The sequence below is a fragment of the Ralstonia mojiangensis genome, assembly GCF_023955645.1.
Lineage (GTDB): Bacteria > Pseudomonadota > Gammaproteobacteria > Burkholderiales > Burkholderiaceae > Ralstonia > Ralstonia mojiangensis.
The window spans coordinates 712,322-734,396 of the sequence record NZ_JAMXHU010000005.1; the positions used below are offsets into that span (position 1 = coordinate 712,322).

Below are 22,075 nucleotides of genomic sequence, written 5' to 3' on the forward strand. Positions count from 1 at the left end.
AAGCCGTCCAAAGGGTTATGTGGGCTTTGCGCTGCACGGCTAAAGCTTGCCAAATTGGGTGTCGCGGCAATCATCTACGCGAAGAGCGTGACCCCGTTTGGCAGGATCGCCACGCGCGGCGTTTCGTCACCCGGGCGTGCGCCGCCAGCAATGATGCCCTGCGCCGCGCGCCGCCATCAAAGCGTCTGGATATGCCTCAGGAATGCAGGGGATTTATCTCGTGCGCCGTAGAACCGGATGACGCCCGACACGTCGCCGTACTGCTGTATCAGGCGTTCCGTAGCAGCACGAACGCGCCGAACCTCTGGCACCTTGTTCAGGAAGCACTCCACCAGCGTTGGGTCAAAGTATTGGCCGCTTCGGTCTGCCAGCGCATCGAGTGCGTCGTCTTCCGGCATCGCTTGACGGTAGACGCGCGGCTCCAGCATGGCGTCGAACGCGTCTGCGATGGCCACGATGCGTGCGGCAAGCGGGACGTCTTCACCCGCAAGGCCGGCGGGATACCCGCTGCCGTCAAAGTGCTCGTGATGATGGCGCGCAACGCTCGCCGCCATTTGCAGGATCGGATCGGGCGTTCCGGCAAGCAGGTCGGCACCGATGTCCGAGTGCCGTTGCATGATCTCGTGCTCTGCATCGGTCAGGGATGCGGGCTTGAGCAGCACGTCATCCGGAATGCCCAGCTTGCCGATGTCGTGCACGGGGGCCACAAGGTAGATGTGCCGCTGCTCGGCGTCGTCGAGCTCCAAAACGTTTGCCAGATACGCCGCAACAGCGGCCGTCCGGAGCAGATGGCCCAGAGCCGACGGATAGCGCGACCCGCCAGCAAGCGTCAGGCTGGCGAGGATGATGTGGGGGCGGCTTTGTTGTGCCATGGTGTTGACCTTCTTGGTCGCGCACCTGTCGGTACGCAGTGAGGCTCTATGGAGCATTGCACGATAGTCACCCCGCCGGTCGACCGCAACACCCGCGCCGCTGATTATTGATCTAGCCCATCTGCAACCGTCGCCACAGCGTCGTCTTGCTGATGCCCAATGCTGCGCAGACGGCATCCCGTTCGCGTCTCTGCCGTAGCGACGTAGCTAGCGTCACCGTGTCACGGATGTCGAAAAGCTCGGCAGCAATCCACTTGCTCAGTTACTGCTGCGTCGAAGGACAGTGGCAACAAAGAAATAATCTGACCACGAAAATAAAATAACACCACAAAGTACGCAATAAAATAGTTGAATTTTGCAAACAAAAATCTGCGACCCCAATGAAGAACTATTATCCCCTCCTCATATTCCCATCAAATTGAGCCATTTATATAGGGGGCCGGATGTTTGAACGAGGCGTTCGAGAATCAATGAACAGATTTCCTATTTTATTGCAGCCAGTTCTCACCTGACTCACAGGAAAACCGCTCGATGATTCAGAAAAACCATATTCAATTCCAAAGACAGTAGATATTGCAATGACGCCGCTAATTGGCGCTCTTTCCATTCAACTCTTGGCACTGCTTTCAGAATCGAATACACCGGTCGCATGGCCTCTCATCTTTCTGCTATGGATTGTTCTAGTCGGAGTCTTGCGCAAATTGCAGGTCACTCACTTGCACCACGCCACTCACAATCGCCTCTTTTGCAGCGCAGCACTCAATAAATTCTACACAAAATTAATTCCTTCGATCATCTTTGTGCAAAATGGCAGCGAATATAAAAAAAACACCTTGCGCATCATAACGCAGACATTTTCACCACAAAGCAAGACGCAGATGCCGCATTTCTAGCGCAGCTTGGATTTATGCCTGGTCGAACGAGAAAGGAGTTATGGCAGACGCTTTGGATCACCGTCTTTAGCCCCGCTTTCCACGCACTGTTTCTTCAAGCACGCTTGAGATCGATTCTGGTCCGAGGGAAGAGCCACGAGGTCACGCTGGCATGGGTCATGGTTGGCCTGCATTTTGTGTTCGCCGCTCTGCTCGGTCTGAAGGCGTATCTGATTGCGGTGTTCATTCCCATGACGGTTCTGTACCACATCAGCGCCCTGCTCCAGTTCCTAACCGAACACGCGTGGGATGTGACCGGATCCGCTCCGTCCGACTGGGACGCGCATGCAGCTCGCTGTTGGGGACGATTTTGCGGAGAGCGTTATCCCGAGCGTTCCGGTGGCGGCCCGATTAGAACCACGCGCCACATGATCCAGGTGGCGATTTGGAGCGTGCGAATGTTAGTGATCCATGCACCTGTTCGGCTAGGTTGTCTTGTCTCGGACTTACCCGCCCACGATTGGCATCACCTCGCGCATCTTGCGGGCCAGAACTCCCGAGACTGGCCTCGAAGCCTATACCTGCGTCAGGCCGCTATTGCATGCGGAGACAGGCCCGGTTTCGCCGGGCGGGAATTGTGGGGAATCTCAAACATGATCGAACATCAGTTCCGTTGGCTCGAATACGCACAGCACACCCATTCAAGCTCTGCGGGCAAAGCGCTGGCTACAGCCGCTGATCAACGACTTTTCGTCGCAGTTGAATAAGATGGCATACGCAGACAACGCAAGTAAGACGGTGATCGTCGTGAACTCGGAGTTCCCCGCCCCCACGATCATCAATGCCGTCGCACACTCTGTGCTGGGACTCATTGGATCCAACCGTCGGGATGCATGGAACCTGTTGGCATATCCCAGCCCAGCCTTTTCATCGGAAAGCCGCATCAGCGAGTTTCCTGCCATCGTGCTGCGAGCGAAACGCTCATCCTCCCTCGAGAAGTTGATTTGCGCGCTGCGCGATACAGGCATCCCGCACAACGCCTTCATTGACTCCATGATCGGCACCAGCGCTGAGAATCAGCAGGCAGCAACCCTGGCTGCGACTCCCGAGCAGAACAAGCTGATCTGCGTTGCGCTGTTTGGCCATGAAGAAGCGATTCGCCCGCTCATCAAGTCGTTCTCCCTGTACAAGGAATCGGAGATCTCTCGTGTTGCACCGACGGAATGAAGCACCCGCGACCACGAAGGGATCCGACCGGGCCGCTCTTCTGCGGCTGACCATCCCAGTGGGTATGGGTTATTTACCCACCGGATTTGCCTTTGGCGTCCTTGCCATGCAAGCGGGATTGTCACCCGCCATCGTGGTCGCGATGAGCGTCTTCATCTTTGCCGGCGCACTCCAATTTGCGGCAGTGCCGTTGTTGGGCATGACCACAGGGCTTGGCACATTTGCCATAACGACGCTACTGATCAACCTGCGCCATGTCCTCTACGCCATCCCGCTGATTGAGCAGCTGCCTGCTCGGCGCTGGCACCGGGCCTATGTCGTCGCAGCGCTGACAGACGAAAACTACTCCGTTCTCACCACCCTTCCCGCGAATAGGAGGCAGCAGTTCGCCATGTTCGTGACGTTGATTCATCACGGCTACTGGATCGCGGGAACCGCGCTTGGAGTGCTGTTCGGACAACAGGTTGCGAATTGGATTCCCAACCTGGACTTTGCGCTGCCGTCGCTGTTCACCATTCTCGCCATCGAACAATACCTAACGCAAAGAAAACTGGCCCCGGCACTGGTAGGCGTATTGGCTTACTTTATAGCGACGCGACTGGCGACAGACTATCTGTTGGTCACAGCCCTCGGATTGGGACTGGTCACGTTGCTAGCGCGCGCACTGGTCCGCGGTAGCGCCTTGGAAGCGTCCTGAAGGAGCGAGACGGAATGAGCAGCATTGAACAATGGATCGGCGTCGGCATCATGAGCGTACTGACGGTCCTTCTCAGGGCATCCCCGTTGATGATCAACCGCACGGTGCTACGCAGCCGGCCGGTGACCCAACTCAATCAGGAATTGCCGCTTTGCGTGATGGCCGTCCTGGTTGCGAACGCCCTTGGAAGTAGCGGGATGTCGAGTCAGATCGGCCTGGAATTGATTGCGCTTTGTGGTGTTGCCTTGACCTATCTGATGTGGCGAAACGCACTGCTTAGTGTTATCGTCGGCATCGGCGGACTGACGCTGTTACGCTCCCTCCTTTGATCGCCTGCAAAACGACACGTTGACCGGCGTGCCGCGCCGGAGGAAGGGACTTACCGCGCCGATGCCGCCTCCTGCAACCGCCGCCACAGCGTCGTCTTGCTGATGCCAAGCGCCGCGCAGACCGCATCCCGGTCGCCGCCGTGCGCCGCCAGCGCCACGCGTATCTCTTCGGCTTCCACGCCCCGGCTGCGCTCGCGCAGCGTCAATGCTGCCGATTTGCCCGGCGCGGCGTGGGCAAACACTTCCGGCGCAATCAGCCGCAGCACGTCTTGCGTGACGGCGCTGGCGTCTTCGGTATAAGCCAACTCCACGGCGATCCGTTCGACCACGCTCTGCAATTCGCGCACGTTGCCGGCCCAGGCGTAGCGCCGCAGCGGCTCGGCAATGCCGGCCAGCACGCGGGCGGCCTCTTCCGTATCGGCAATGCGCAGCAGCAGGCGCGGTTCGCGGCGCGCGGCTTGCACGAGCAGTTCGGCGGCCAGGGGCATCACGTCGTCGGGCCTTTCGCGCAACGGGGGCAGCGCAATGCTGAGGATGTTGAGTCGGTAGTAAAGATCTGCGCGGAAAGTGCCGGCCTCTACCGCATCCGTCAGCGCGCGGTGCGTGGCGGCCACCACGCGGATATCGACGCGCGTGGGCTCGGTGGAGCCCAGCCGCACCACCTCGCGCTCCTGCAACACGCGCAGCAAGCGGCTTTGCAGCGGCAGCGGCATCTCGCCGATTTCATCGAGGAACAGCGTGCCACGGTGCGCGGCTTCAATCAGCCCGGTCTTGCCGCCCTTGCGCGCGCCCGTGAAAGCGCCCTCCTCGTAGCCGAACAGTTCGCTTTCGAGCAGCGCCTCGGGAAATGCGCCGCAGTTGATGGCGACAAATGGAAAATCGCGCCGCGCGCTGAGCTGATGCATACCCTGCGCGACCATCTCCTTGCCCGTGCCGGATTCGCCCAACACGAGCACGGTGGCGTCGGATTTTGCATAGCGACGCACCAGCGTGCGCACGCGCTCCATCGGCAGCGACTCGCCCACGAGGTCTTCGAGCCGGTAGCGCGCGCTGAACTGCTGCGGGCGCTGGCGCGAGCGCAGCGTGCGGTCCAGCCGCTCCACCGCGCGGGATTCCTGGAAGGTGAAGACCGTGCCTTCCGCCGCGCCGGCGCCGGTGCTCGTCAGCGGGCCACGGTGGATGACGTAGTTGACGCCCCGCACGGTGCCCAGCGTGTCGCCGTCGGCATCGGGCAGCAAGCCAAGCAGGTTGGGCGCGATGCTGAGCAGCGGTTGCCCGATGGCCTGCTTGGCCTCGATGCCCAGCGCTGTGGCTAGCCGCTGGTTGATGGCTTCCACGCGGCCCTGCGCATCCAGCGCAACCACACCGTCACGCAGATGCTGCAGCAGGTTGTCCAGCCGCTGGCGGCGCAGCGTTTCGCGGCGCGTGGCCTGTACGACTTCCAGCGCGGTATCGAATGCGGCCCGCACAGAGTCACGCGAATACAGGAACACGGCGTTCATGCCCGCCTGCGTCGCCAGGTCCGTCACTAAGCCGGGGCCAACCACCACGCCCACACCACGGTCGCGCAGGTCCAGCACGCAGCTCTCTGCGCCCTGGCGCGAGGTATACGAGGCAAACACCACGTCCATGCCATAGGCGGCGACAAAGCGGCGCACTTCCTCGGGCGTCTCGCCGTGGGTGACGAGCGCTACCGATTCTGCATCCCGCCGTGCCCGCGCCAGCGCGTGCATCACGTCAAAACCTGTCGGGTTGATGACGACCACGGGCAGCGACAGACGCGGCTTCAGATACGCGCCGTTGGAGCCGCCCGCCACCACTACGTCGGGGCGGTCAGCGCCGGCGGCATCGATCTCGCGCACGATGTCTTCAAAGCCGCGTGTGATGACGCGCAGCTCGGCGCGGTCGTTGTATTCGGCGGCAATGTCGAGGAAGAGATCGCTCAGGCGGCTGATGCCGCAAGCCCAGATGCGGGGGCGGTCGGTCAGGTCGGTTTCAGTGGAGCTCATGGTGCGGTGCGGCCAGAAAAAACAGCGGTCCGGACATTATGCGCCGAGCGTTTCCATATTGAAATTGCAAATTTCATTTCTGAAACAGAGTGCACGCGGACGGCAACGTCACATCCATAAGAATCAAGGGGTTACGGTGGCTCGCCCGGGTGGCCCGCTTCCTGCTCTCTTAGGCCGTTCTTTCTGGAGCCCTCATGAGCACAACCCAACGACACCCCGCCAGCGCCGGCGCTAAATTCCGTGCCGCCGTGGCTGAATCCCAACCGCTGCAAGTGGTGGGCGCCATCACCGCCTACGCTGCCAAGATGGCAGAGCAGACCGGCTTCAAGGCTGTGTACCTGTCGGGCGGCGGCGTGGCTGCCAACTCGCTGGGCATTCCGGATCTGGGCATCAGCACAATGGAAGACGTGCTGATCGACGCCCGCCGCATCACCGATGCCGTGCAGATTCCGCTGATGGTCGACATCGACACGGGCTGGGGCGGCGCCTTCAACATCGCACGCACCGTTCGTTCGTTCATCAAGGCCGGTGTGGCCGCCGTGCACCTGGAAGACCAGGTTGGCCAGAAGCGCTGCGGCCATCGCCCAGGCAAGGAAGTCGTTTCCACCGACGAGATGGTCGACCGCGTGAAGGCCGCCGTGGACGCCCGCACCGATGACGATTTCGTCATCATGGCCCGCACCGACGCAGCCGCCTCCGAGGGTATCGACGCCGCCATCGAGCGCGCCGTCGCCTACGTGGAAGCGGGCGCCGACATGATCTTTCCAGAGGCGATGAAGACGCTGGACGATTACCGCCGCTTCAAGGCCGCCGTGAAGGTGCCCATCCTGGCCAACCTGACGGAGTTCGGCAGCACGCCGCTCTTTACCACCGACGAGCTGCGTAGCGCCAACGTCGATATCGCGCTGTACTGCTGCGGCGCCTATCGCGCAATGAACGCAGCGGCGCTCAACTTCTATCAAACGGTGATGCGTGACGGCACGCAGAAGGCGGCCGTGGAAACCATGCAGTCGCGCGCCGATCTGTACCAATATCTCGGCTACCACGCGTACGAAGACAAGCTCGACGCGCTGTTTGCCGCACAGAAATAACGCCTCCGCATCCAAACCAATTCAACGCATCCAAGGAGACCACACCATGAGCGAAGCCGATAACAGCACGCCGAACGCCGGCGCTTTCAAGCCGAAGAAATCCGTGGCCCTGTCGGGCGTGACGGCCGGCAACACCGCATTGTGTACCGTTGGCCGCACTGGCAATGACCTGCACTACCGCGGCTACGACATCCTCGACCTGGCCGGCGCGTGCGAGTTTGAAGAAGTTGCCCACCTGCTGGTGCACGGAAAGCTGCCGAACAAGGCTGAACTGGCGGCCTACAAGGCCAAGCTGAAGGCGCTGCGCGGCCTGCCCGCCAACGTGAAGGCCGCCCTGGAATGGGTGCCCGCCTCCGCGCACCCAATGGACGTGATGCGCACCGGCGTGTCGGTGCTGGGCACGGTGCTGCCCGAAAAGGACGACCACGCCACCCCCGGCGCACGCGACATCGCCGACCGCCTGATGGCCTCGCTCGGCTCGATGCTGCTGTACTGGTACCACTACAGCCACAACGGCAAGCGCATCGAAGTCGAAACGGACGACGACTCCATCGGCGGCCACTTCCTGCACCTGCTGCACGGTGTGGAGCCGCCGAAGTCGTGGGTCGATGCCATGCACGTCTCGCTCAACCTGTATGCCGAGCACGAGTTCAACGCATCGACATTCACGGGCCGCGTGATTGCCGGCACGGGCTCGGACATCTACTCCGCCATCACCGGCGCGATCGGCGCGCTGCGCGGCCCGAAGCACGGCGGCGCCAATGAAGTCGCCTTCGAAATCCAGAAGCGCTACGACACCCCGGACGAGGCCGAAGCCGACATCCGCCGCCGCGTGGAAGCCAAGGAAGTCGTGATCGGCTTCGGCCACCCGGTGTACACCGTGTCGGACCCGCGCAACAAGGTCATCAAGGAAGTGGCGCGCAAGCTGTCGAAGGAAGCCAGCAACACCAAGATGTTCGACATTGCCGAGCGCCTGGAAACCGTGATGTGGGACATCAAGAAGATGTTCCCGAACCTGGACTGGTTCAGCGCCGTGTCGTACCACATGATGGGCGTGCCGACCGCGATGTTCACCCCGCTGTTCGTGATCGCGCGTACGTCGGGCTGGGCAGCGCACATCATCGAGCAGCGCATCGACAACAAGATCATCCGCCCGAGCGCGAACTACACCGGCCCGGACGACCTCAAATTTGTACCGATCGGCAAGCGTCCGTAAGACCGCAACAGAAGGAACGTCAACCCCAGACCGTAGATGGTGTGGCCGTTGACGTTCCTGCCCTAGATGGCGCCTTGAATTTCTGTAAGCGGGCGGAAAGAAGACGGGAAACTGTTTGAGCGAAGCGAGTTTTTCCCGTCTCCGCCCGGTTACAGAAATTCAAGGGGAAGTCGCCATCTCGGGCGCGCCTTTCTTTTGCTTACTTTTCTTTGGCAAGACAAAGAAAAGTGAGTCGGCCCCGGCAGGGGACGATACCCGGGATGGACCACAACCGCCCGCCCCCGATAGGGGATGAAACAAGGGATGCACCCACACCATGAATACAGCACACCGCAAACCCCTCCCCGGCACCCAGCTCGACTACTTCGATGCGAGAGAAGCCGTCGAAGCCATCCAAGCCGGCGCCTACGACAAGCTCCCGTACACCTCCCGAGTCCTCGCCGAGAATCTGGTACGCCGCTGCGCCCCGGCCACGCTCACCGATTCGCTTAAGCAACTCATCGAACGCAAACGCGATCTGGATTTCCCCTGGTTCCCGGCGCGCGTGGTGTGCCACGACATCCTGGGCCAGACCGCGCTGGTCGATCTGGCCGGCCTGCGCGACGCGATTGCCGACCAGGGCGGCGACCCCGCCAAGGTCAACCCGGTGGTGCCCGTGCAGTTGATCGTCGACCACTCGCTGGCGGTGGAATGCGGTGGCTTCGACCCCGACGCTTTCGCCAAGAACCGCGCCATTGAAGACCGCCGCAACGAAGACCGCTTCCACTTCATCGACTGGACCAAGCTCGCGTTCAAGAACGTCGACGTGATCCCGGCGGGCAACGGCATCATGCACCAGATCAATCTGGAGAAAATGTCGCCCGTCATCCAGGCGCACGACGGCGTGGCCTACCCCGACACCTGCGTCGGCACCGACAGCCACACGCCGCACGTGGATGCGCTGGGCGTGATCGCCATCGGCGTGGGCGGCCTGGAAGCGGAGAACGTGATGCTCGGCCGTGCATCGTGGATGCGCCTGCCGGACATCGTCGGCGTGGAGCTGACCGGCCAGCGCCAGCCCGGCATTACCGCCACCGACATCGTGCTGGCACTGACCGAATTCCTGCGCAAGCAGAAGGTCGTGGGCGCATACCTTGAGTTTTACGGCGAAGGCGCCTCCAAGCTCACGCTGGGCGACCGCGCCACCATCTCGAACATGGCCCCCGAGTACGGCGCCACCGCGGCGATGTTCTCGATTGACGACAACACGCTCGACTACCTGCGCCTGACCGGTCGCACCGACGAGCAGGTCAAGCTGGTCGAGACGTACGCCAAGACCGCGGGCCTGTGGTCCGACACGCTCAAGAACGCTGAATACGAACGCGTGCTGCGCTTCGACCTGTCGAGCGTGGTGCGCAACATGGCCGGCCCGTCGAACCCGCACGCACGTGTGGCAACGACCGAATTGGCCGCCAAGGGCATCGCCGCCAAATGGGAAGAAACACCGGGCCAGATGCCGGACGGCGCCGTCATCATCGCCGCCATCACGAGCTGCACCAACACCAGCAACCCGCGCAACGTGATTGCCGCGGCGCTGCTGGCGCGCAATGCCAACCGCCTGGGCCTGACGCGCAAGCCGTGGGTGAAGAGCTCGCTGGCGCCGGGCTCCAAGGCCGTTGAGCTGTATCTGGAAGAAGCCGGCCTGAAGCACGAACTGGAAAAGCTGGGCTTCGGCATCGTCGCGTTTGCCTGCACCACCTGCAACGGCATGAGCGGCGCGCTGGACCCAAAGATCCAGCAAGAGATCATTGACCGCGATCTGTACGCCACGGCCGTGCTGTCGGGCAACCGCAACTTTGACGGCCGCATCCACCCGTACGCCAAGCAGGCGTTCCTCGCGTCACCGCCGCTGGTGGTGGCCTATGCGATTGCGGGCACGGTGCGTTTCGATATCGAACGCGACAGCTTCGGGACGGATGCAAACGGCAAGCCGATCCTGCTCAAAGACCTGTGGCCGACGGACGAAGAGATCGACGCCATCGTGCGTGCGTCGGTCAAGCCGGAGCAGTTTCGCAAGGTGTACATCCCGATGTTCGAACAGCGCAGCGCTTCTGTGGCCAATGTGAGCCCGCTGTACGACTGGCGCCCGCAGAGCACCTACATCCGCCGCCCGCCCTATTGGGAAGGCGCGCTGGCCGGTGAACGCACGCTCCAGGGCCTGCGCCCGCTGGCGGTGCTGGGAGACAACATCACGACCGATCACCTCTCGCCTTCCAACGCCATCCTGGCGAGCAGCGCCGCAGGTGAATACCTGGCCAAGATGGGCCTGCCGGAAGAGGATTTCAACTCGTACGCCACGCACCGCGGCGACCACCTGACCGCGCAGCGTGCGACGTTTGCCAACCCCACGCTCATCAACGAGATGGCCGTGGTCGATGGCACCGTGAAGAAGGGATCGCTCACGCGCATCGAGCCCGAAGGCAAGGTCACGCGCATGTGGGAAGCCATCGAAACCTACATGGACCGCAAGCAACCGCTGATCGTGATTGCCGGCGCCGACTACGGCCAGGGCAGCTCGCGCGACTGGGCCGCCAAGGGCGTGCGCCTGGCCGGCGTGGAAGTCATCGTGGCGGAAGGCTTTGAGCGCATCCACCGCACGAATTTGATCGGCATGGGCGTGCTGCCGCTGGAGTTCAAGTCGGGCACCACGCGCCTCACGCTCGGCATTGACGGCACCGAAACCTTTGACGTGGTCGGCGAACGCAAGCCGCGCGCGGACCTCACGCTCATCATCCATCGCAAAAACGGCGAGCGCGTGGAAGTGCCCGTCACGTGCCGCCTGGACAGCGATGAGGAAGTGTCGATCTACGAAGCCGGCGGCGTGCTGCAGCGTTTCGCACAGGACTTCCTTGAGTCTTCCAAGGAGGCAGCATGAGCCATCCCGCGCAAGTGAAGATTCCCGCCACCTACATCCGTGGCGGCACCAGCAAGGGCGTGTTCTTCCGTCTGCAAGACCTGCCAGAGGCCGCTCAGCAGCCGGGCGCCGCGCGTGACGCCTTGCTGATGCGCGTGATCGGCAGCCCCGACCCGTACGGCAAGCAGATCGACGGCATGGGTGGCGCCACGTCGAGCACCAGCAAAACGGTGATCCTCAGCAAAAGCACGCGCCCGGACCATGACGTGGACTACCTGTTTGGCCAGGTCTCCATCGACAAGCCGTTTGTCGACTGGTCGGGCAACTGCGGCAACCTCTCCGCAGCGGTCGGCCCGTTCGCCATCAGCAACGGGTTGGTCGATGCGAGCCGAGTGCCGCAAAACGGCGTCGCCGTCATTCGCATCTGGCAGGCCAACATCGGCAAGACCATCATCGCGCACGTGCCCATCACCAACGGCGCGGTGCAGGAGACGGGCGACTTTGAGCTCGACGGCGTGACGTTTCCGGCGGCGGAAGTGCAGCTCGAATTCCTCGACCCCGCAGCCGAGGAAGACGGTGACGGCGGCGGCGCGATGTTCCCCACCGGCAACCTCGTCGACGACCTGGATGTGCCCGGCGTGGGCACGCTCAAGGCGACGATGATCAACGCGGGCATCCCGACGATCTTCATCAACGCAGAGGCCATCGGCTACACCGGCACCGAGCTGCAGGACGCCATCAACGGCGATGCGAAAGCGCTGGCGATGTTCGAGACCATTCGCGCGCACGGCGCGGTGCGCATGGGTCTGATCAAGAGCATCGACGAAGCCGCCACGCGGCAGCACACGCCCAAGGTGGCGTTCGTCGCGCCGCCGAAGGACTACGTGGCATCGAGCGGCAAGAAGGTTGGCGCGGGCGATGTGGATCTGCTCGCACGCGCGTTGTCGATGGGCAAGCTGCACCACGCCATGATGGGCACGGCAGCGGTCGCAATCGGCACGGCAGCGGCGATTCCCGGCACGCTGGTCAACCTGGCGGCTGGCGGCGGAGAACGTGGTGCGGTGCGCTTCGGACATCCGTCCGGCACGCTGCGCGTGGGCGCGGAGGCCAAGCTCGTTGACGGCGAATGGACCGTGACCAAGGCCATCATGAGCCGCAGCGCGCGCGTGTTGATGGAAGGCTGGGTGCGCGTGCCGGGCTGACCCGCCGACGGCGCACGCAAAGCAAAACCGCCGCATCCTGCTTCAGCCGGATGCGGCGGTTTTTTTGTTTTTCGGAACTCAGTTTGTGCCGGTGTTCTTCATGCCGAGCACCTCGATCGGCGCAATCTCAGGCGGTGAGGCCAGCAGCTCGGCCGCATTCGCCATGAGCGCCTTGGCGATCGGACCGTCGAGATGTGCCTGGCGATCCTGCTCGCTGGCAAAGGCATCGAAGATGCCGAAGACATTGGGCGCAATGCGCAGCGCAAACCAGATGGGTGTGGTCGCTTCCTGGTTGGCCATTTGCAGGCCGGCGGAAAGGAAATCGGCCACTGCCTGCTCCTTGCCCGGTTTGGCAATGAGCCGGGCAAATAATGCGTGCTTGATCATTTCGGTCTCCTGATACTGCGCTGAAGGGGCATGCGCGGTCAGGCGTACTGTATGCCGAAAGCGGCAGGCCGCGTCATACGAACACGCGTACGAGCCGCCCCACACGCAGCGGGAACGGCTCGATGACGGGCCAAGCGCACAGGCCGGCCCGCCGTGCTGCTACGCTCAGTGGTGCAACGCGCCGCCCACCGTGGTCAGTGCGCCACCCACCGCGCCCGTGACGGGCGCAAGCGGCGTCGCAGCCCCAGTGGAAGTAAGCGAAGTGCCGACGGTGGTGACAAGCGAGCCGACCGGCGCAGTCACACCTCCAGCCGTCGTGCCGCCGCCGGCTGCACCGCCCAAGGCGCCCGTCACGCTCCCCAGCGGATTGCTGCCGCCGCCCACGCCGCCCAGCGCGCCGGTAATCGGCGCCAGCGGATTTGCCGAAGTCGCCCCGCCCGGCGTGGAGGTCACGCCGCCCAACGCGGCCACCGTGTTGCCCGTCGCAGTCACCACACCACCCAGGCCGGACACGACTGGCGCGTTCGTCGCCGTCAGCGACGTACCCACATTCGCCACCCCGTCGCCCACGGTCTGCAGCAGATTGGTTGCCGGAGCGCCCAGGCCTGTTGTGTTACCCAGCGTCTGCGTGGCGGTGGTCACCTGCGAGGTGAGCGGCACCACAGCGGAACTGACCTGCTGCGTGACCTGCTCCACCGGCCCGGTCGACAAGGCCGTGCCGAGCGTGCCGCCCGCGCCCGCCACCGCCTGCCCAACCTGCGAGACCGCGCCGCCCACCGGTGACGTGACCGGCGACAGCGGCTGCAGCGGTCCTGCGCCCAGACTGCTCACAAGGCCACCTGTTGCGTCGACGGTGTTCCCGACCTGCGTCACCACATTGCCGGTGCTCGATACCGTGGTGCCGATCGGGTTCGGGTTGGTGCCGATGCTGCCCAGGCCGGACTGCACGCCCGTGCCGAGGGCCGACACTGTGTTGCCTACGTTGTCGACCACGTTGCCCAGCGCCGATGCGCCTGGCAGATTGCTCCCGCCGATGGTCGAACCGAGCCCGCTGACGGCACCGCCCGTGGCCGTCAGCACGCCGCCGCTCTTGTTCGCCACTTCGCCGGTGGGCGTGGTGGATGCGGTGGTGGTCGTGCCGCCCGAGCCGTTGGAACCGGAGCCACCGCCGTTGTTGGCGGAGCTGCCGTCGCTGCCGGACGTACCGCTCATGTCGCCCGAGCCGGAGCTAGCGCAACCGCCCAGCGCAAGCAGGCCGACCAAGGCCGCCGAAACCAGGGTCCCTCGTTGCAATGTCTTCATGTCTGCCTCCCGTTTTAAAAATGCGCTTGATAATGCGCACTTTTTGCCTGATTCGATACGTTATCGGTACGCCCCCGGATTAACTGGATAGCGCGTTCAAATTAAGTCTATTCACCGATTCTGCGTCAATTGCAAACATTGTAAAACGCGGAGAAACCGCGCCCCGACGCCGGATTTACGTAGGATACCCACGTAAAACCGGGCATAGCGGGGGCCGCAAACGTTCTCGATATACGCGGGCACTTGCATGTGTTTTGAGGCAGCGTTCTAAATTACCCAAATTGAGTTAAATACCGGTGACTGGATTATCGGGTTGCCGCACGAACGAATGGCAGTCGGGGCAGCCGCAAACCGGCGGGGCGTTTCGAAGCGGCGGCATCAAAGTGATGGCGCTCGATAACGATGCCGCGCGCCGGCGCCCCCTCGATGAAGTGCTCGACCATCTCGCGCACGTCCGGGTCGATGTAATCCGCTCGGGCGCCGTCGACGATGAGCGTGGCGTGGTCCGGCACCTGCGCCAGATAGCGCTTGAGCGGCACCTTGCCCATGAACGACACGTCCTTGCGGAACGACAGCAGGAAGTGGTCGTGATGGCGCGCCATGACAATCGTGCGGCGCAGGTTGGCGCGGATCGCCAGCGCGATGCTCAGCGCAATGCCGATCACGATGCCAATCAGCAAGTCCGTCAGCAGCACGCCGACGATGGTTGCAATGAACGGCGCAAAGCGGTCCCACCCCTGCCGCGCCACCGCCACGAACAGCGACGGCTTGGCGAGCTTGTAGCCGGTGAAGATCAGGATGGTGGCCAGGCACGCCAGCGGAATCAGATTGACGATGGCGGTGAGCGCAAACACGCTCGCCAGCAGCAGCGCGCCATGCACGACGGCCGACCAGCGGCTCTGCGCGCCGGCGTGCACGTTGGCCGAACTGCGCACGATGACGGACGTGATCGGCAGCCCGCCCAGCGCGCCCGCCACCATGTTGCCGATGCCCTGTGCCTTCAGCTCGCGATCCGGCGATGCGGCACGTTTCTTTGGGTCGATCTGTTCGACGGCTTCCAGGCACAGCAGCGTCTCGAGGCTGGCCACGATGGCCAGCGCCATCGCTAGGCGCCAGACATCCGGATTGCCCAATGCCCCAAGCGTGGGCGACTCAAGCGCATCGAGAAACGCCCCGAACGACGCGAGCGACGGCAGACCAACACGATGCTCAGCCGGTACTGCAATGCCTGGTGCCACCACTTCAAGCAGCAAGGTCACGCCAATGCCGAGTGCCACCACAACAAGCGGCGAAGGCAGCGCGCGGACCAGCGTGAATCGTCGCAGCATCGGCGTATCCCAGCCGATGAGCACGGCGGCGGAGAGCAGCGTCACCAGCATCGCCGTGACCGAGAACGCGCCAAACGGTGTGGCGAGCGTGCCGGCGCCGGCAGCGGCATCTCCGCTTGCCATCCCAAGCGCGAGCGGCACCTGCTTGATGATCAGCAGCAGCCCGATCGCCGCGAGCATGCCCTTGATGACGGACGACGGCACATACGCCGCAAAGCGCCCGGCGCGCAGCATGCCGAACACAAACTGCAGCGCGCCCGCCAGCGCCACGGCCACCAGAAATGCCGAGAAACCGCCCAGCTTGGCAATGCCGTCCACGACAATCACGACGAGGCCCGCAGCCGGGCCGCTCACGCTCAGTTGCGAGCCGCTGAGCAGCGCGACCACCAGGCCACCGATCATGCCGGAGAGCAGCCCCGCAAGCGGGTCAACGCCCGATGCGTTGGCAATACCCAGGCACAGCGGCAGGGCGACAAAGAACACGATGACCCCGGCGAGCATGTCGCGCGGGAAGAAAGCCGGAGAGGTTGGTGTCTGCATGGTTGTTGGAGTTGTATGAACTGCGCACGCGCGAATGCCTGCCTGCGGGCGGGGGCACCGCCGGCATGCGTGAGGAGAGAAAACGTCGGGAACGGGCGACAGCCGCGAAAGCCACCGCCGATCGGGTTAAGCGATGGCCTCGGCGGGCATCAGGATGTCGCCGCGGGTGGCGTGTTCCGCATCGGGATCGCCCGACGCCAGCACGCGGATATGCCCATCGGCCAGGCCGAAGATCCAGCCGTGTATGCGCGGCGGGCGTTCTGCCTCGCGCACGATGGGGCTCTCGCGCAGGCAGCGCACCTGCTCGAGCACATTCAGTTCGGCCAGGCGATTGACGCGTGCATCCAGATCGGACACGGAATCAAGTTCTGTACGGTGACGGCCGGCCAGCGCGCACAGCGGCGCAATGCGGCGCGCCACGTGTGGCAATCCATCGGGCGGCGGCAGCAGCGATGCACGGACGCCGCCGCAGCCGTCATGCCCGCACACGATCACGTGCGCGACCTTGAGCACGCGCACCGCATATTCCAGCACGCTCATCGTGTTGTCGTCCGCCGGGCAAACGAGATTGGCGATATTGCGGTGGACGAATAAATCGCCCGGGTTGGAATGGGTAATGGTTTCAGCGGGCACACGGCTGTCTGCGCAGCCGATCCATAACACCTGGGGTTGTTGGCCTTGGGCCAAACGCGAAAAAAATCCGGGGTCACGCGCGGCAGTTTCGTGCGCCCACGCGACATTCTCGACAAGCATGCGTTTCGGTCGATGCATTGGTATGGCTCCTGCGGAATCTGCGAAACCGCTGCTGCCCGGAAACCCAGTAGGGCGGGTATTCTCGGCAAACATTGCAGTGCAGCGGAAACGTTACGAAAACCATCGTATGAGAAAGGTTCCCGCTGTGCCAGTGAGGGTATCGACGCCCAATCCAATCGAATATGCACCGATAATGCGCACGCCCTGCGCGACTGTGTCGCACCGATTATCTGCAATCGGGAAACTGCGTGCAGTTATTGCACTGCCCGAGTTATCTATCCGAAATATTTAATCCCTGGATCGGAAAATATTCCATCACAGGTGAATGACCAGCGCGCTGGATCAACCGCGCGGGTGCCCGCATTTGGGGCACATCTTCTAAGCCGATCAACAGCTTGCGCGTTAGCCCAGGCGAACTTGCGCAACGGCTTCGCGCCATTGCGTGAACCGCCGGGCACGCGCTTGCGCATCGCCATCGTCACGCCCATAGCGTAGGGCGACGTAGCCGGCGGCGGCATCGCGCAACGCCTGTGCCGCTTGTGGAAACTGCGTGGCAGCGCGCTCGGCGTAGGCCATCGGGCCTTCGGCAACGCCACGCGTGCAACCATGCCGCGCCAGCCTGTCACACAAGCGCTGCCACTGAGCTTGCACGGGGTCAGGCTTGGGCTTGCGTTGCTGCCACAAAAGCGGCAGCGCGGCGAGCAGGAAGAGGCCCGACACGCCCCATAGCACCGCGCGGGGGTCCGCCGCATCGAGCCCCAGCCACGCAAACAGGCGTGCCTGGCGGTTGCGGTCGTAGCCGAGCACCCAGCTGTTCCAGCCGCTGATGAGGCCATCGAGCCCCCAGCGCACGCTGCGCAGCCAGCCGGGTTCTTCCGCACGGCGCGAGCGGAATTCACTCGCCGGCACGGCGGCGGCCAAGCCGCGTTCAACGCGTTGCGGCGCGACGGCGGCGGTCGGGTCCACACGCACCCAGCCGCGTCCGTCGAGCCACACCTCGGCCCAGGCATGTGCGTCGGACTGGCGCACGATGATGTCGCCGCTCACGGCATTCACCTCGCCCCCGAGGTAACCCACCACCACACGCGCCGGCACGCCAGCCGCGCGCATCAGAAAGACGAAGCTGCCCGCATAGTGCTCGCAGAAACCACGGTGCGTGCGGAAGAGAAAATCGTCAATCTGCTGATTCTGCAGCGGCTCCGGTTCAAGCGTGTAGGCAAACGGTGCGCGGCCGAATAGCTTGAGGGCTGCCGATACGCGCTCGGCCGGCGGCAGCGGTGCCCATTGCGCTGCCAGTGCGCGCGCCTGCGGGTTGCCCGGCGGCAACGCAAGCGCCATCTGCTGCGTGAGAGGGTCCAGCGGCCGTGCATCGTCCGCGCGATTGCGCCCAGGCAACTGCGAGCGCGCGTGATAGCGCACGCGCTGGTCGAGCAGTTGCGTGCTGATGAATTCGCCGTCGATGCTGCGGCCGGTGCCGTCGCGCGCCTCGATCGACTGGCCGCGATCGAGCGCAAACAGCCAGCGCTGGCGCGTCGGCTCGAGCGTGATGTTGTAGTCGAACACACCCGGCGCGCCGCTGATTGCGTCCGCAGAATTGGGTACGCTTTCAGGCGCGGGACGTTGCCGCATCGATGCAGCCGTCCATGTCTGGCCATCGAAACGCCACAGCACCATGCCGCGCCAGTAGAGCGTGTCGAGCGGTGGCGGCGCGCCGACAAAGTCAACGCGGAAGGCAAGATCGTCGGACAGGATCAACTGGCCGACAGAGCCGGGCGCCATGCGATCAGACAGGCCACTGACTGCGGTGTCGGCTGTTTGCGGCAGGCGCCACAGCGGATGATCCAGCCTCGGAAACAACAGGAACAGCACCGCCGCGCACGGCAAACCCATGAGCACCAGGCGCGCCAGCACACGCGCAGGCGACACGCGCGCGCGCGCCTGCGGATGCAGCAGCAACAGCCAGTTGCGCAACAGCAGCGCCACGGTCGCCAGCATGGTGGCGGCCAGCCAGGGCCGCTGGTCAAACAGCACCTGCGAGAGCAGCAGGAAGCAGCACAACTGCGTGACGAGCACGCCGTTGCGCACGGTGTGCGATTCCATCAGCTTGAGCACGAGAAACGCGCCAAGCAGCGCCACCGACAAGTCCCGCCCGATGTTGCCGCCGGTGCGCATGGCGAGCGCCAGCGTTACGACCAGCGTTGCCACGCCCGTCAGCCCCAGCACCCACTTGCCCGGCAATGGCGCCCCCCGCACCCACAACAGCGCGCGCCAGAGCAGCAGCACGCCGAACACGGCACACGTGACGAGCGGCAGCGCACGCAGCAGCGGCGCGAGCACGACGGCAAGCTGGGCAATCAGCCAGCCATGCTCGCGGTGCGTCAATGCGCGGGCGGAGCCGAAGGCGGCCGCTTCGGTGCCGATGGTGGCGGTCGTCGTCATGTAGCCACCTCCCCTCGCATGTCGATCATCCGAGACGGGTGGTGTCGGCGGCCGGCGGCATTCGCGGACGTGCGCATCCCCGCTGCGCGGGGCCCCTGCTTACTGCTCATGCCGCCCCCTCTTCCGGCATCGCAGGCTTGCCCCACAACGCCAACGCCCGTAAACATGCATCCCGATGCGCCGCTCCCCGCGCCGGGCCGATGAAAACGCCCGGCAGGCTCAGCGTGTATTCGGGCTCATCACCGGCGGGCGCGTGCTCGGCGGCCAGCACCCAGGCGCACAGGCGCGACAGGCGTTGCTCCACGTTCATCGAGGGCGGCAATGCCTCCCACGCAAGCACGCATTGCGCGTGACGGACTTGCTGGCCGGTGCGGCTCATCCAGGTATCGAGCCGCGCGCTGTGTTTCCAGGCAATGCTGCGCAGTGCGTCGCCGGGGCGGTATGTGCGCAGTTGGTCTGCGGCTTCTTCGACATGGGTGCGGGCGGCGCGCGTGTCGTCTTCATCCCCGGGGTCGGGGGCAAAGCTCGCGGGCAACGGCGGCGCGGACGGTTCGGGCGCGGGATAGACGAGCACGGTCAGCGGCGCATCGGCATAACTCCACGCGCGAAATAGGCCAAGCGGAAAACGCGTCGACACCGTCAGGCGCGGCAACTTGAACCAGCCGCGCGGCTGATCGGCGAAAGACAACGCGGCCACCACGGCGTCCTGCGCGTCGAGCGACGTTTCCACCGCGGCGGCTTGCGCGGCGCTCACGTCCACCCCCACACGCGCCCATGGCGTGACATTGGCCAATGCCACGCCCACATTCAACGCATGCCCGGCAAACACGGCATCGCCCGCCGCGCCGCGCACTTCCAGATCAACGAGGTTGCGATGGGTCTGCCACATGGCCGACGCCGCCACGCCAGCCAGCACGAACGTCAGTAGGAAGCCCAGGCTCACGTTGTAGTTGAGCGAGGTGAGCAGCATCACCACCAGCAGCAGCGCAAAGCCGCCGCCGGCCGCGGTGGGCAGGATGTAGACGTGATTGCGGTCCAGCCGGATGCGGCCTTCGCGCGGCTTGCGCGGTCGCTGCAGAAAGCGTTGCACGCGTGCCCGCACAAACCGTATGCCGGGCAGCATCGCCAGGCCCGTACCGAGCAGACGCAACGGCGCGAGCAGCAGGGATCGCAATCGCGCCATGGCGCTGCCTACTTAGGGAATGGCGACCGTGTCGAGCAGCCGCTGCGCCAGCGCGGTTGCCGACAGCGTGCCGCCCGTGGGCAACAACCGGTGCGCCGCCACGGCCTTGAATACGGCTTGCACGTCTTCGGGCAGCACGGCATCGCGGGCATCGATGAGCGCCCAGGCACGCGCCGCGGCCAGCAACGCCAGCCCGGCGCGCGGCGACAGGCCCATCTGCACCTGTGCATCTGTGCGCGTGGCATTCACCAGCGCGAGCACGTAGTCGACCAGCGCCGGCGCCACGTGCACGGCATCGGCGGCGGCCTGCAGAGCAACAACTTGCGCAGCCGTCAGCACGGCTTCAATGTCTTGCGGCGCACCGCCCCCAAGGTACAACGCACGTTCGGAGCTTTGATCGGGATAGCCCAGCGACAGCCGCATCGTGAAGCGATCCAGCTGCGATTCCGGCAGCGGATGCGTGCCGATCTGGTTCAGCGGGTTCTGCGTGGCGATCACGAAGAATGGCTCCGGCAGCGGATACGTCGCCCCGTCATGCGTGACCTGCCCTTCGGCCATGGCTTCAAGCAGCGCGCTTTGCGCCTTGGGCGTGGCGCGGTTGATTTCATCGGCCAGCACCACCTGCGCAAACAGCGGGCCGGGGTGAAATTCGAAGGCGCCCTTTTCTTTCACGTAGATCGACACGCCGATCAGGTCGGTGGGCAGCAGATCGCTCGTGAACTGCACGCGCTGATATTGCAGGCCGAGCGTGCGGGCCAGTGCATGCGCGAGCGTGGTCTTGCCTACGCCCGGCAGGTCTTCCAGCAGCAGATGCCCGCGTGCCAGCAGACACGCCAGCGCCAAACGGATCTGCAGCGGCTTGCCCAGCACGATGCGGTCGAGCGCGCGCTGCGCCTGCGACAACGCGGCCGGCAAGGTCAGCGGCGTGGCGGGCGCCGTACGAACGGGAGAAAGCGGGACTTGGTTGGGCGTCATTAAGGTGCGGCCGAGGCAACAATGCTCGCGAGTGTAGCGGCATCGCACGACACCCGCGCGCCCATGTTTCGTGTGCGTGAGTGCGCTACAACATCAGTCCGGTTTGCGCGCGGGAATAGCCGCATCGAGCAACACGCGTGCCGTGCGCGGCAGGCTCTTGATCAGGCGCGGTGCATCGGTGCCGAAGGTCTGGCTGGCGGTGTAGGCGCCTTCGATCAGGAAGGCCAGATCGTCGGCCAGCGCATCGGGATCGGTCGCACCGGCGGCTTGGGCGCGGTCACGCAGGCGGGTGAGCAGCAGCGCCTTGTTGCGCTGGACAAACTGCCGCGCCGGGTGCGTCAGGTCCGGAAACTCCGCCGCCACATTCACAAACGGGCAGCCCCGGTAGCCAGGGCGTGAGGCGCGTTCGGAGACATCGATGAAGAACTGCAGCAGTTGCGCGCGCGCGTCGTCCGGATGCTTGGCCACGCTCGCGTTGAAGTAGCCCCAGAAGCTCTCGTCGCTGCGCTCCAGGTAAGCGATGACGAGATCGTCCTTCGACTTGAACTGGCGGTACAGGCTCATCTTGTTGACGCCCGCCTTCTCCACCACGGCCTCGACGCCCACGGCCCGCACGCCTTCGTAGTAAAACAGTTGACGAGCCGCCTCGAGCAGGCTGGCGTGCGCGTCCTCGCCGCTGATGCGACGCGGCGTCGGCTTGGGTTGATCAACGGTGGAAAGCGCGCGAGGTCCGCGACGGTTGAGCGTGGCCATGGTGATG

At 64.2% G+C, this 22,075-nt stretch carries 19 protein-coding genes; 9 read left to right on the forward strand and 10 right to left on the reverse strand.

Annotation, left to right across the window (positions count from 1 at the left end):
* Window positions 1-176: 176 nt before the first annotated feature.
* On the reverse strand, window positions 177-872 hold the full coding sequence (locus tag NG898_RS23575; protein WP_252694689.1) for an HD-GYP domain-containing protein: 696 nt from the start codon (window positions 870-872) through the stop codon (window positions 177-179).
* Window positions 873-1,450: 578 nt separating this feature from the next.
* Between NG898_RS23575 and NG898_RS23580 the strand changes: the two genes are divergently transcribed.
* The 5 genes from NG898_RS23580 to NG898_RS23600 all read left to right on the forward strand — a co-directional run bounded on the left by NG898_RS23580 (window position 1,451) and on the right by NG898_RS23600 (window position 3,997).
* Window positions 1,451-1,765 (forward strand): hypothetical protein, encoded by a 315-nt coding sequence (locus NG898_RS23580; RefSeq protein ID WP_252694690.1) that lies wholly within the window; start codon window positions 1,451-1,453, stop codon window positions 1,763-1,765.
* A gap of 158 nt (window positions 1,766-1,923) precedes the next feature.
* Window positions 1,924-2,511: a hypothetical protein gene (locus NG898_RS23585; protein ID WP_252694691.1), complete on the forward strand. Its 588-nt coding sequence runs from the start codon at window positions 1,924-1,926 to the stop codon at window positions 2,509-2,511.
* A gap of 1 nt (window position 2,512) precedes the next feature.
* Window positions 2,513-2,971 carry a DUF2000 family protein gene (locus NG898_RS23590; protein WP_252694692.1) on the forward strand — a complete coding sequence of 153 codons (459 nt, stop codon included), beginning with the start codon at window positions 2,513-2,515 and terminating at the stop codon, window positions 2,969-2,971.
* 64 nt (window positions 2,972-3,035) lie between these two features.
* The gene (locus NG898_RS23595; protein WP_252694693.1) at window positions 3,036-3,668 is read left to right on the forward strand and encodes an AzlC family ABC transporter permease; all 633 of its coding nucleotides are present in this window, start codon (window positions 3,036-3,038) and stop codon (window positions 3,666-3,668) included.
* A 14-nt stretch (window positions 3,669-3,682) separates the two neighbouring features.
* Window positions 3,683-3,997: an AzlD domain-containing protein gene (locus NG898_RS23600; RefSeq protein ID WP_252694694.1), complete on the forward strand. Its 315-nt coding sequence runs from the start codon at window positions 3,683-3,685 to the stop codon at window positions 3,995-3,997.
* A gap of 50 nt (window positions 3,998-4,047) precedes the next feature.
* Here NG898_RS23600 and prpR read toward each other — a convergent pair whose 3' ends face one another.
* Window positions 4,048-6,006: a propionate catabolism operon regulatory protein PrpR gene (gene prpR, locus NG898_RS23605; protein ID WP_252694695.1), complete on the reverse strand. Its 1,959-nt coding sequence runs from the start codon at window positions 6,004-6,006 to the stop codon at window positions 4,048-4,050.
* A gap of 194 nt (window positions 6,007-6,200) precedes the next feature.
* On the opposite strand from prpR, the gene prpB reads away from it, so the two are divergent.
* The 4 genes from prpB to prpF all read left to right on the forward strand — a co-directional run bounded on the left by prpB (window position 6,201) and on the right by prpF (window position 12,408).
* Complete coding sequence (gene prpB / locus NG898_RS23610; RefSeq protein ID WP_252694696.1) at window positions 6,201-7,097, forward strand: methylisocitrate lyase; 897 nt, start codon at window positions 6,201-6,203, stop codon at window positions 7,095-7,097.
* A 46-nt stretch (window positions 7,098-7,143) separates the two neighbouring features.
* The gene (gene prpC, locus NG898_RS23615) at window positions 7,144-8,313 is read left to right on the forward strand and encodes a bifunctional 2-methylcitrate synthase/citrate synthase (RefSeq protein ID WP_027679536.1); all 1,170 of its coding nucleotides are present in this window, start codon (window positions 7,144-7,146) and stop codon (window positions 8,311-8,313) included.
* A 316-nt stretch (window positions 8,314-8,629) separates the two neighbouring features.
* Window positions 8,630-11,227, forward strand: a complete 2,598-nt coding sequence (gene acnD, locus NG898_RS23620; RefSeq protein WP_252694697.1) for a Fe/S-dependent 2-methylisocitrate dehydratase AcnD — start codon at window positions 8,630-8,632, stop codon at window positions 11,225-11,227.
* On the forward strand, window positions 11,224-12,408 hold the full coding sequence (gene prpF / locus NG898_RS23625) for a 2-methylaconitate cis-trans isomerase PrpF (protein WP_252694698.1): 1,185 nt from the start codon (window positions 11,224-11,226) through the stop codon (window positions 12,406-12,408). The genes acnD and prpF overlap by 4 nt, the downstream gene beginning before the upstream one ends.
* A 78-nt stretch (window positions 12,409-12,486) precedes the next feature.
* Here the strand turns inward: prpF and NG898_RS23630 are convergent, their stop codons facing one another.
* The 8 genes from NG898_RS23630 to NG898_RS23665 all read right to left on the reverse strand — a co-directional run bounded on the left by NG898_RS23630 (window position 12,487) and on the right by NG898_RS23665 (window position 22,068).
* A complete protein-coding gene (locus NG898_RS23630) occupies window positions 12,487-12,795 on the reverse strand; it encodes a putative quinol monooxygenase (RefSeq protein ID WP_252694699.1) in 309 nt (102 codons plus the stop codon).
* A 165-nt stretch (window positions 12,796-12,960) separates the two neighbouring features.
* Window positions 12,961-14,097: a collagen-like triple helix repeat-containing protein gene (locus NG898_RS23635; RefSeq protein WP_252694700.1), complete on the reverse strand. Its 1,137-nt coding sequence runs from the start codon at window positions 14,095-14,097 to the stop codon at window positions 12,961-12,963.
* Between the two features lie 305 nt (window positions 14,098-14,402).
* Window positions 14,403-15,965: a SulP family inorganic anion transporter gene (locus NG898_RS23640; RefSeq protein WP_252694701.1), complete on the reverse strand. Its 1,563-nt coding sequence runs from the start codon at window positions 15,963-15,965 to the stop codon at window positions 14,403-14,405.
* 126 nt (window positions 15,966-16,091) lie between these two features.
* Entirely contained in the window at window positions 16,092-16,736 is a 645-nt protein-coding gene (locus NG898_RS23645; RefSeq protein ID WP_252694702.1) for a carbonic anhydrase, read from the reverse strand.
* A gap of 384 nt (window positions 16,737-17,120) precedes the next feature.
* Window positions 17,121-19,157, reverse strand: a complete 2,037-nt coding sequence (locus NG898_RS23650; protein ID WP_252694703.1) for a transglutaminase TgpA family protein — start codon at window positions 19,155-19,157, stop codon at window positions 17,121-17,123.
* 106 nt (window positions 19,158-19,263) lie between these two features.
* The gene (locus tag NG898_RS23655) at window positions 19,264-20,340 is read right to left on the reverse strand and encodes a DUF58 domain-containing protein (protein WP_252694704.1); all 1,077 of its coding nucleotides are present in this window, start codon (window positions 20,338-20,340) and stop codon (window positions 19,264-19,266) included.
* A gap of 12 nt (window positions 20,341-20,352) precedes the next feature.
* Entirely contained in the window at window positions 20,353-21,315 is a 963-nt protein-coding gene (locus tag NG898_RS23660; protein ID WP_252694705.1) for an AAA family ATPase, read from the reverse strand.
* A 93-nt stretch (window positions 21,316-21,408) separates the two neighbouring features.
* Window positions 21,409-22,068, reverse strand: coding sequence for a TetR/AcrR family transcriptional regulator (locus NG898_RS23665; protein WP_252694706.1), 660 nt, complete (start codon window positions 22,066-22,068; stop codon window positions 21,409-21,411).
* Window positions 22,069-22,075: the final 7 nt, after the last annotated feature.

Excerpts from the sequence above, each read along its gene's own strand:
- NG898_RS23575 (WP_252694689.1), bottom strand. The coding sequence starts at position 872 with ATGGCACAACAAAGCCGCCCCCACATCATCCTCGCCAGCCTGACGCTT.
- NG898_RS23655 (WP_252694704.1), bottom strand. The coding sequence starts at position 20,340 with ATGGCGCGATTGCGATCCCTGCTGCTCGCGCCGTTGCGTCTGCTCGGT.
- NG898_RS23600 (WP_252694694.1), top strand. The coding sequence starts at position 3,683 with ATGAGCAGCATTGAACAATGGATCGGCGTCGGCATCATGAGCGTACTG.
- prpC (WP_027679536.1), top strand. The coding sequence starts at position 7,144 with ATGAGCGAAGCCGATAACAGCACGCCGAACGCCGGCGCTTTCAAGCCG.
- NG898_RS23590 (WP_252694692.1), top strand. The coding sequence starts at position 2,513 with ATGGCATACGCAGACAACGCAAGTAAGACGGTGATCGTCGTGAACTCG.
- acnD (WP_252694697.1), top strand. The coding sequence starts at position 8,630 with ATGAATACAGCACACCGCAAACCCCTCCCCGGCACCCAGCTCGACTAC.
- prpR (WP_252694695.1), bottom strand. The coding sequence starts at position 6,006 with ATGAGCTCCACTGAAACCGACCTGACCGACCGCCCCCGCATCTGGGCT.
- NG898_RS23640 (WP_252694701.1), bottom strand. The coding sequence starts at position 15,965 with ATGCAGACACCAACCTCTCCGGCTTTCTTCCCGCGCGACATGCTCGCC.
- NG898_RS23665 (WP_252694706.1), bottom strand. The coding sequence starts at position 22,068 with ATGGCCACGCTCAACCGTCGCGGACCTCGCGCGCTTTCCACCGTTGAT.
- NG898_RS23660 (WP_252694705.1), bottom strand. The coding sequence starts at position 21,315 with ATGACGCCCAACCAAGTCCCGCTTTCTCCCGTTCGTACGGCGCCCGCC.
- NG898_RS23650 (WP_252694703.1), bottom strand. The coding sequence starts at position 19,157 with ATGACGACGACCGCCACCATCGGCACCGAAGCGGCCGCCTTCGGCTCC.
- NG898_RS23585 (WP_252694691.1), top strand. The coding sequence starts at position 1,924 with ATGGTTGGCCTGCATTTTGTGTTCGCCGCTCTGCTCGGTCTGAAGGCG.
- NG898_RS23645 (WP_252694702.1), bottom strand. The coding sequence starts at position 16,736 with ATGCATCGACCGAAACGCATGCTTGTCGAGAATGTCGCGTGGGCGCAC.
- prpB (WP_252694696.1), top strand. The coding sequence starts at position 6,201 with ATGAGCACAACCCAACGACACCCCGCCAGCGCCGGCGCTAAATTCCGT.
- NG898_RS23595 (WP_252694693.1), top strand. The coding sequence starts at position 3,036 with ATGGGTTATTTACCCACCGGATTTGCCTTTGGCGTCCTTGCCATGCAA.
- NG898_RS23580 (WP_252694690.1), top strand. The coding sequence starts at position 1,451 with ATGACGCCGCTAATTGGCGCTCTTTCCATTCAACTCTTGGCACTGCTT.
- NG898_RS23635 (WP_252694700.1), bottom strand. The coding sequence starts at position 14,097 with ATGAAGACATTGCAACGAGGGACCCTGGTTTCGGCGGCCTTGGTCGGC.
- prpF (WP_252694698.1), top strand. The coding sequence starts at position 11,224 with ATGAGCCATCCCGCGCAAGTGAAGATTCCCGCCACCTACATCCGTGGC.
- NG898_RS23630 (WP_252694699.1), bottom strand. The coding sequence starts at position 12,795 with ATGATCAAGCACGCATTATTTGCCCGGCTCATTGCCAAACCGGGCAAG.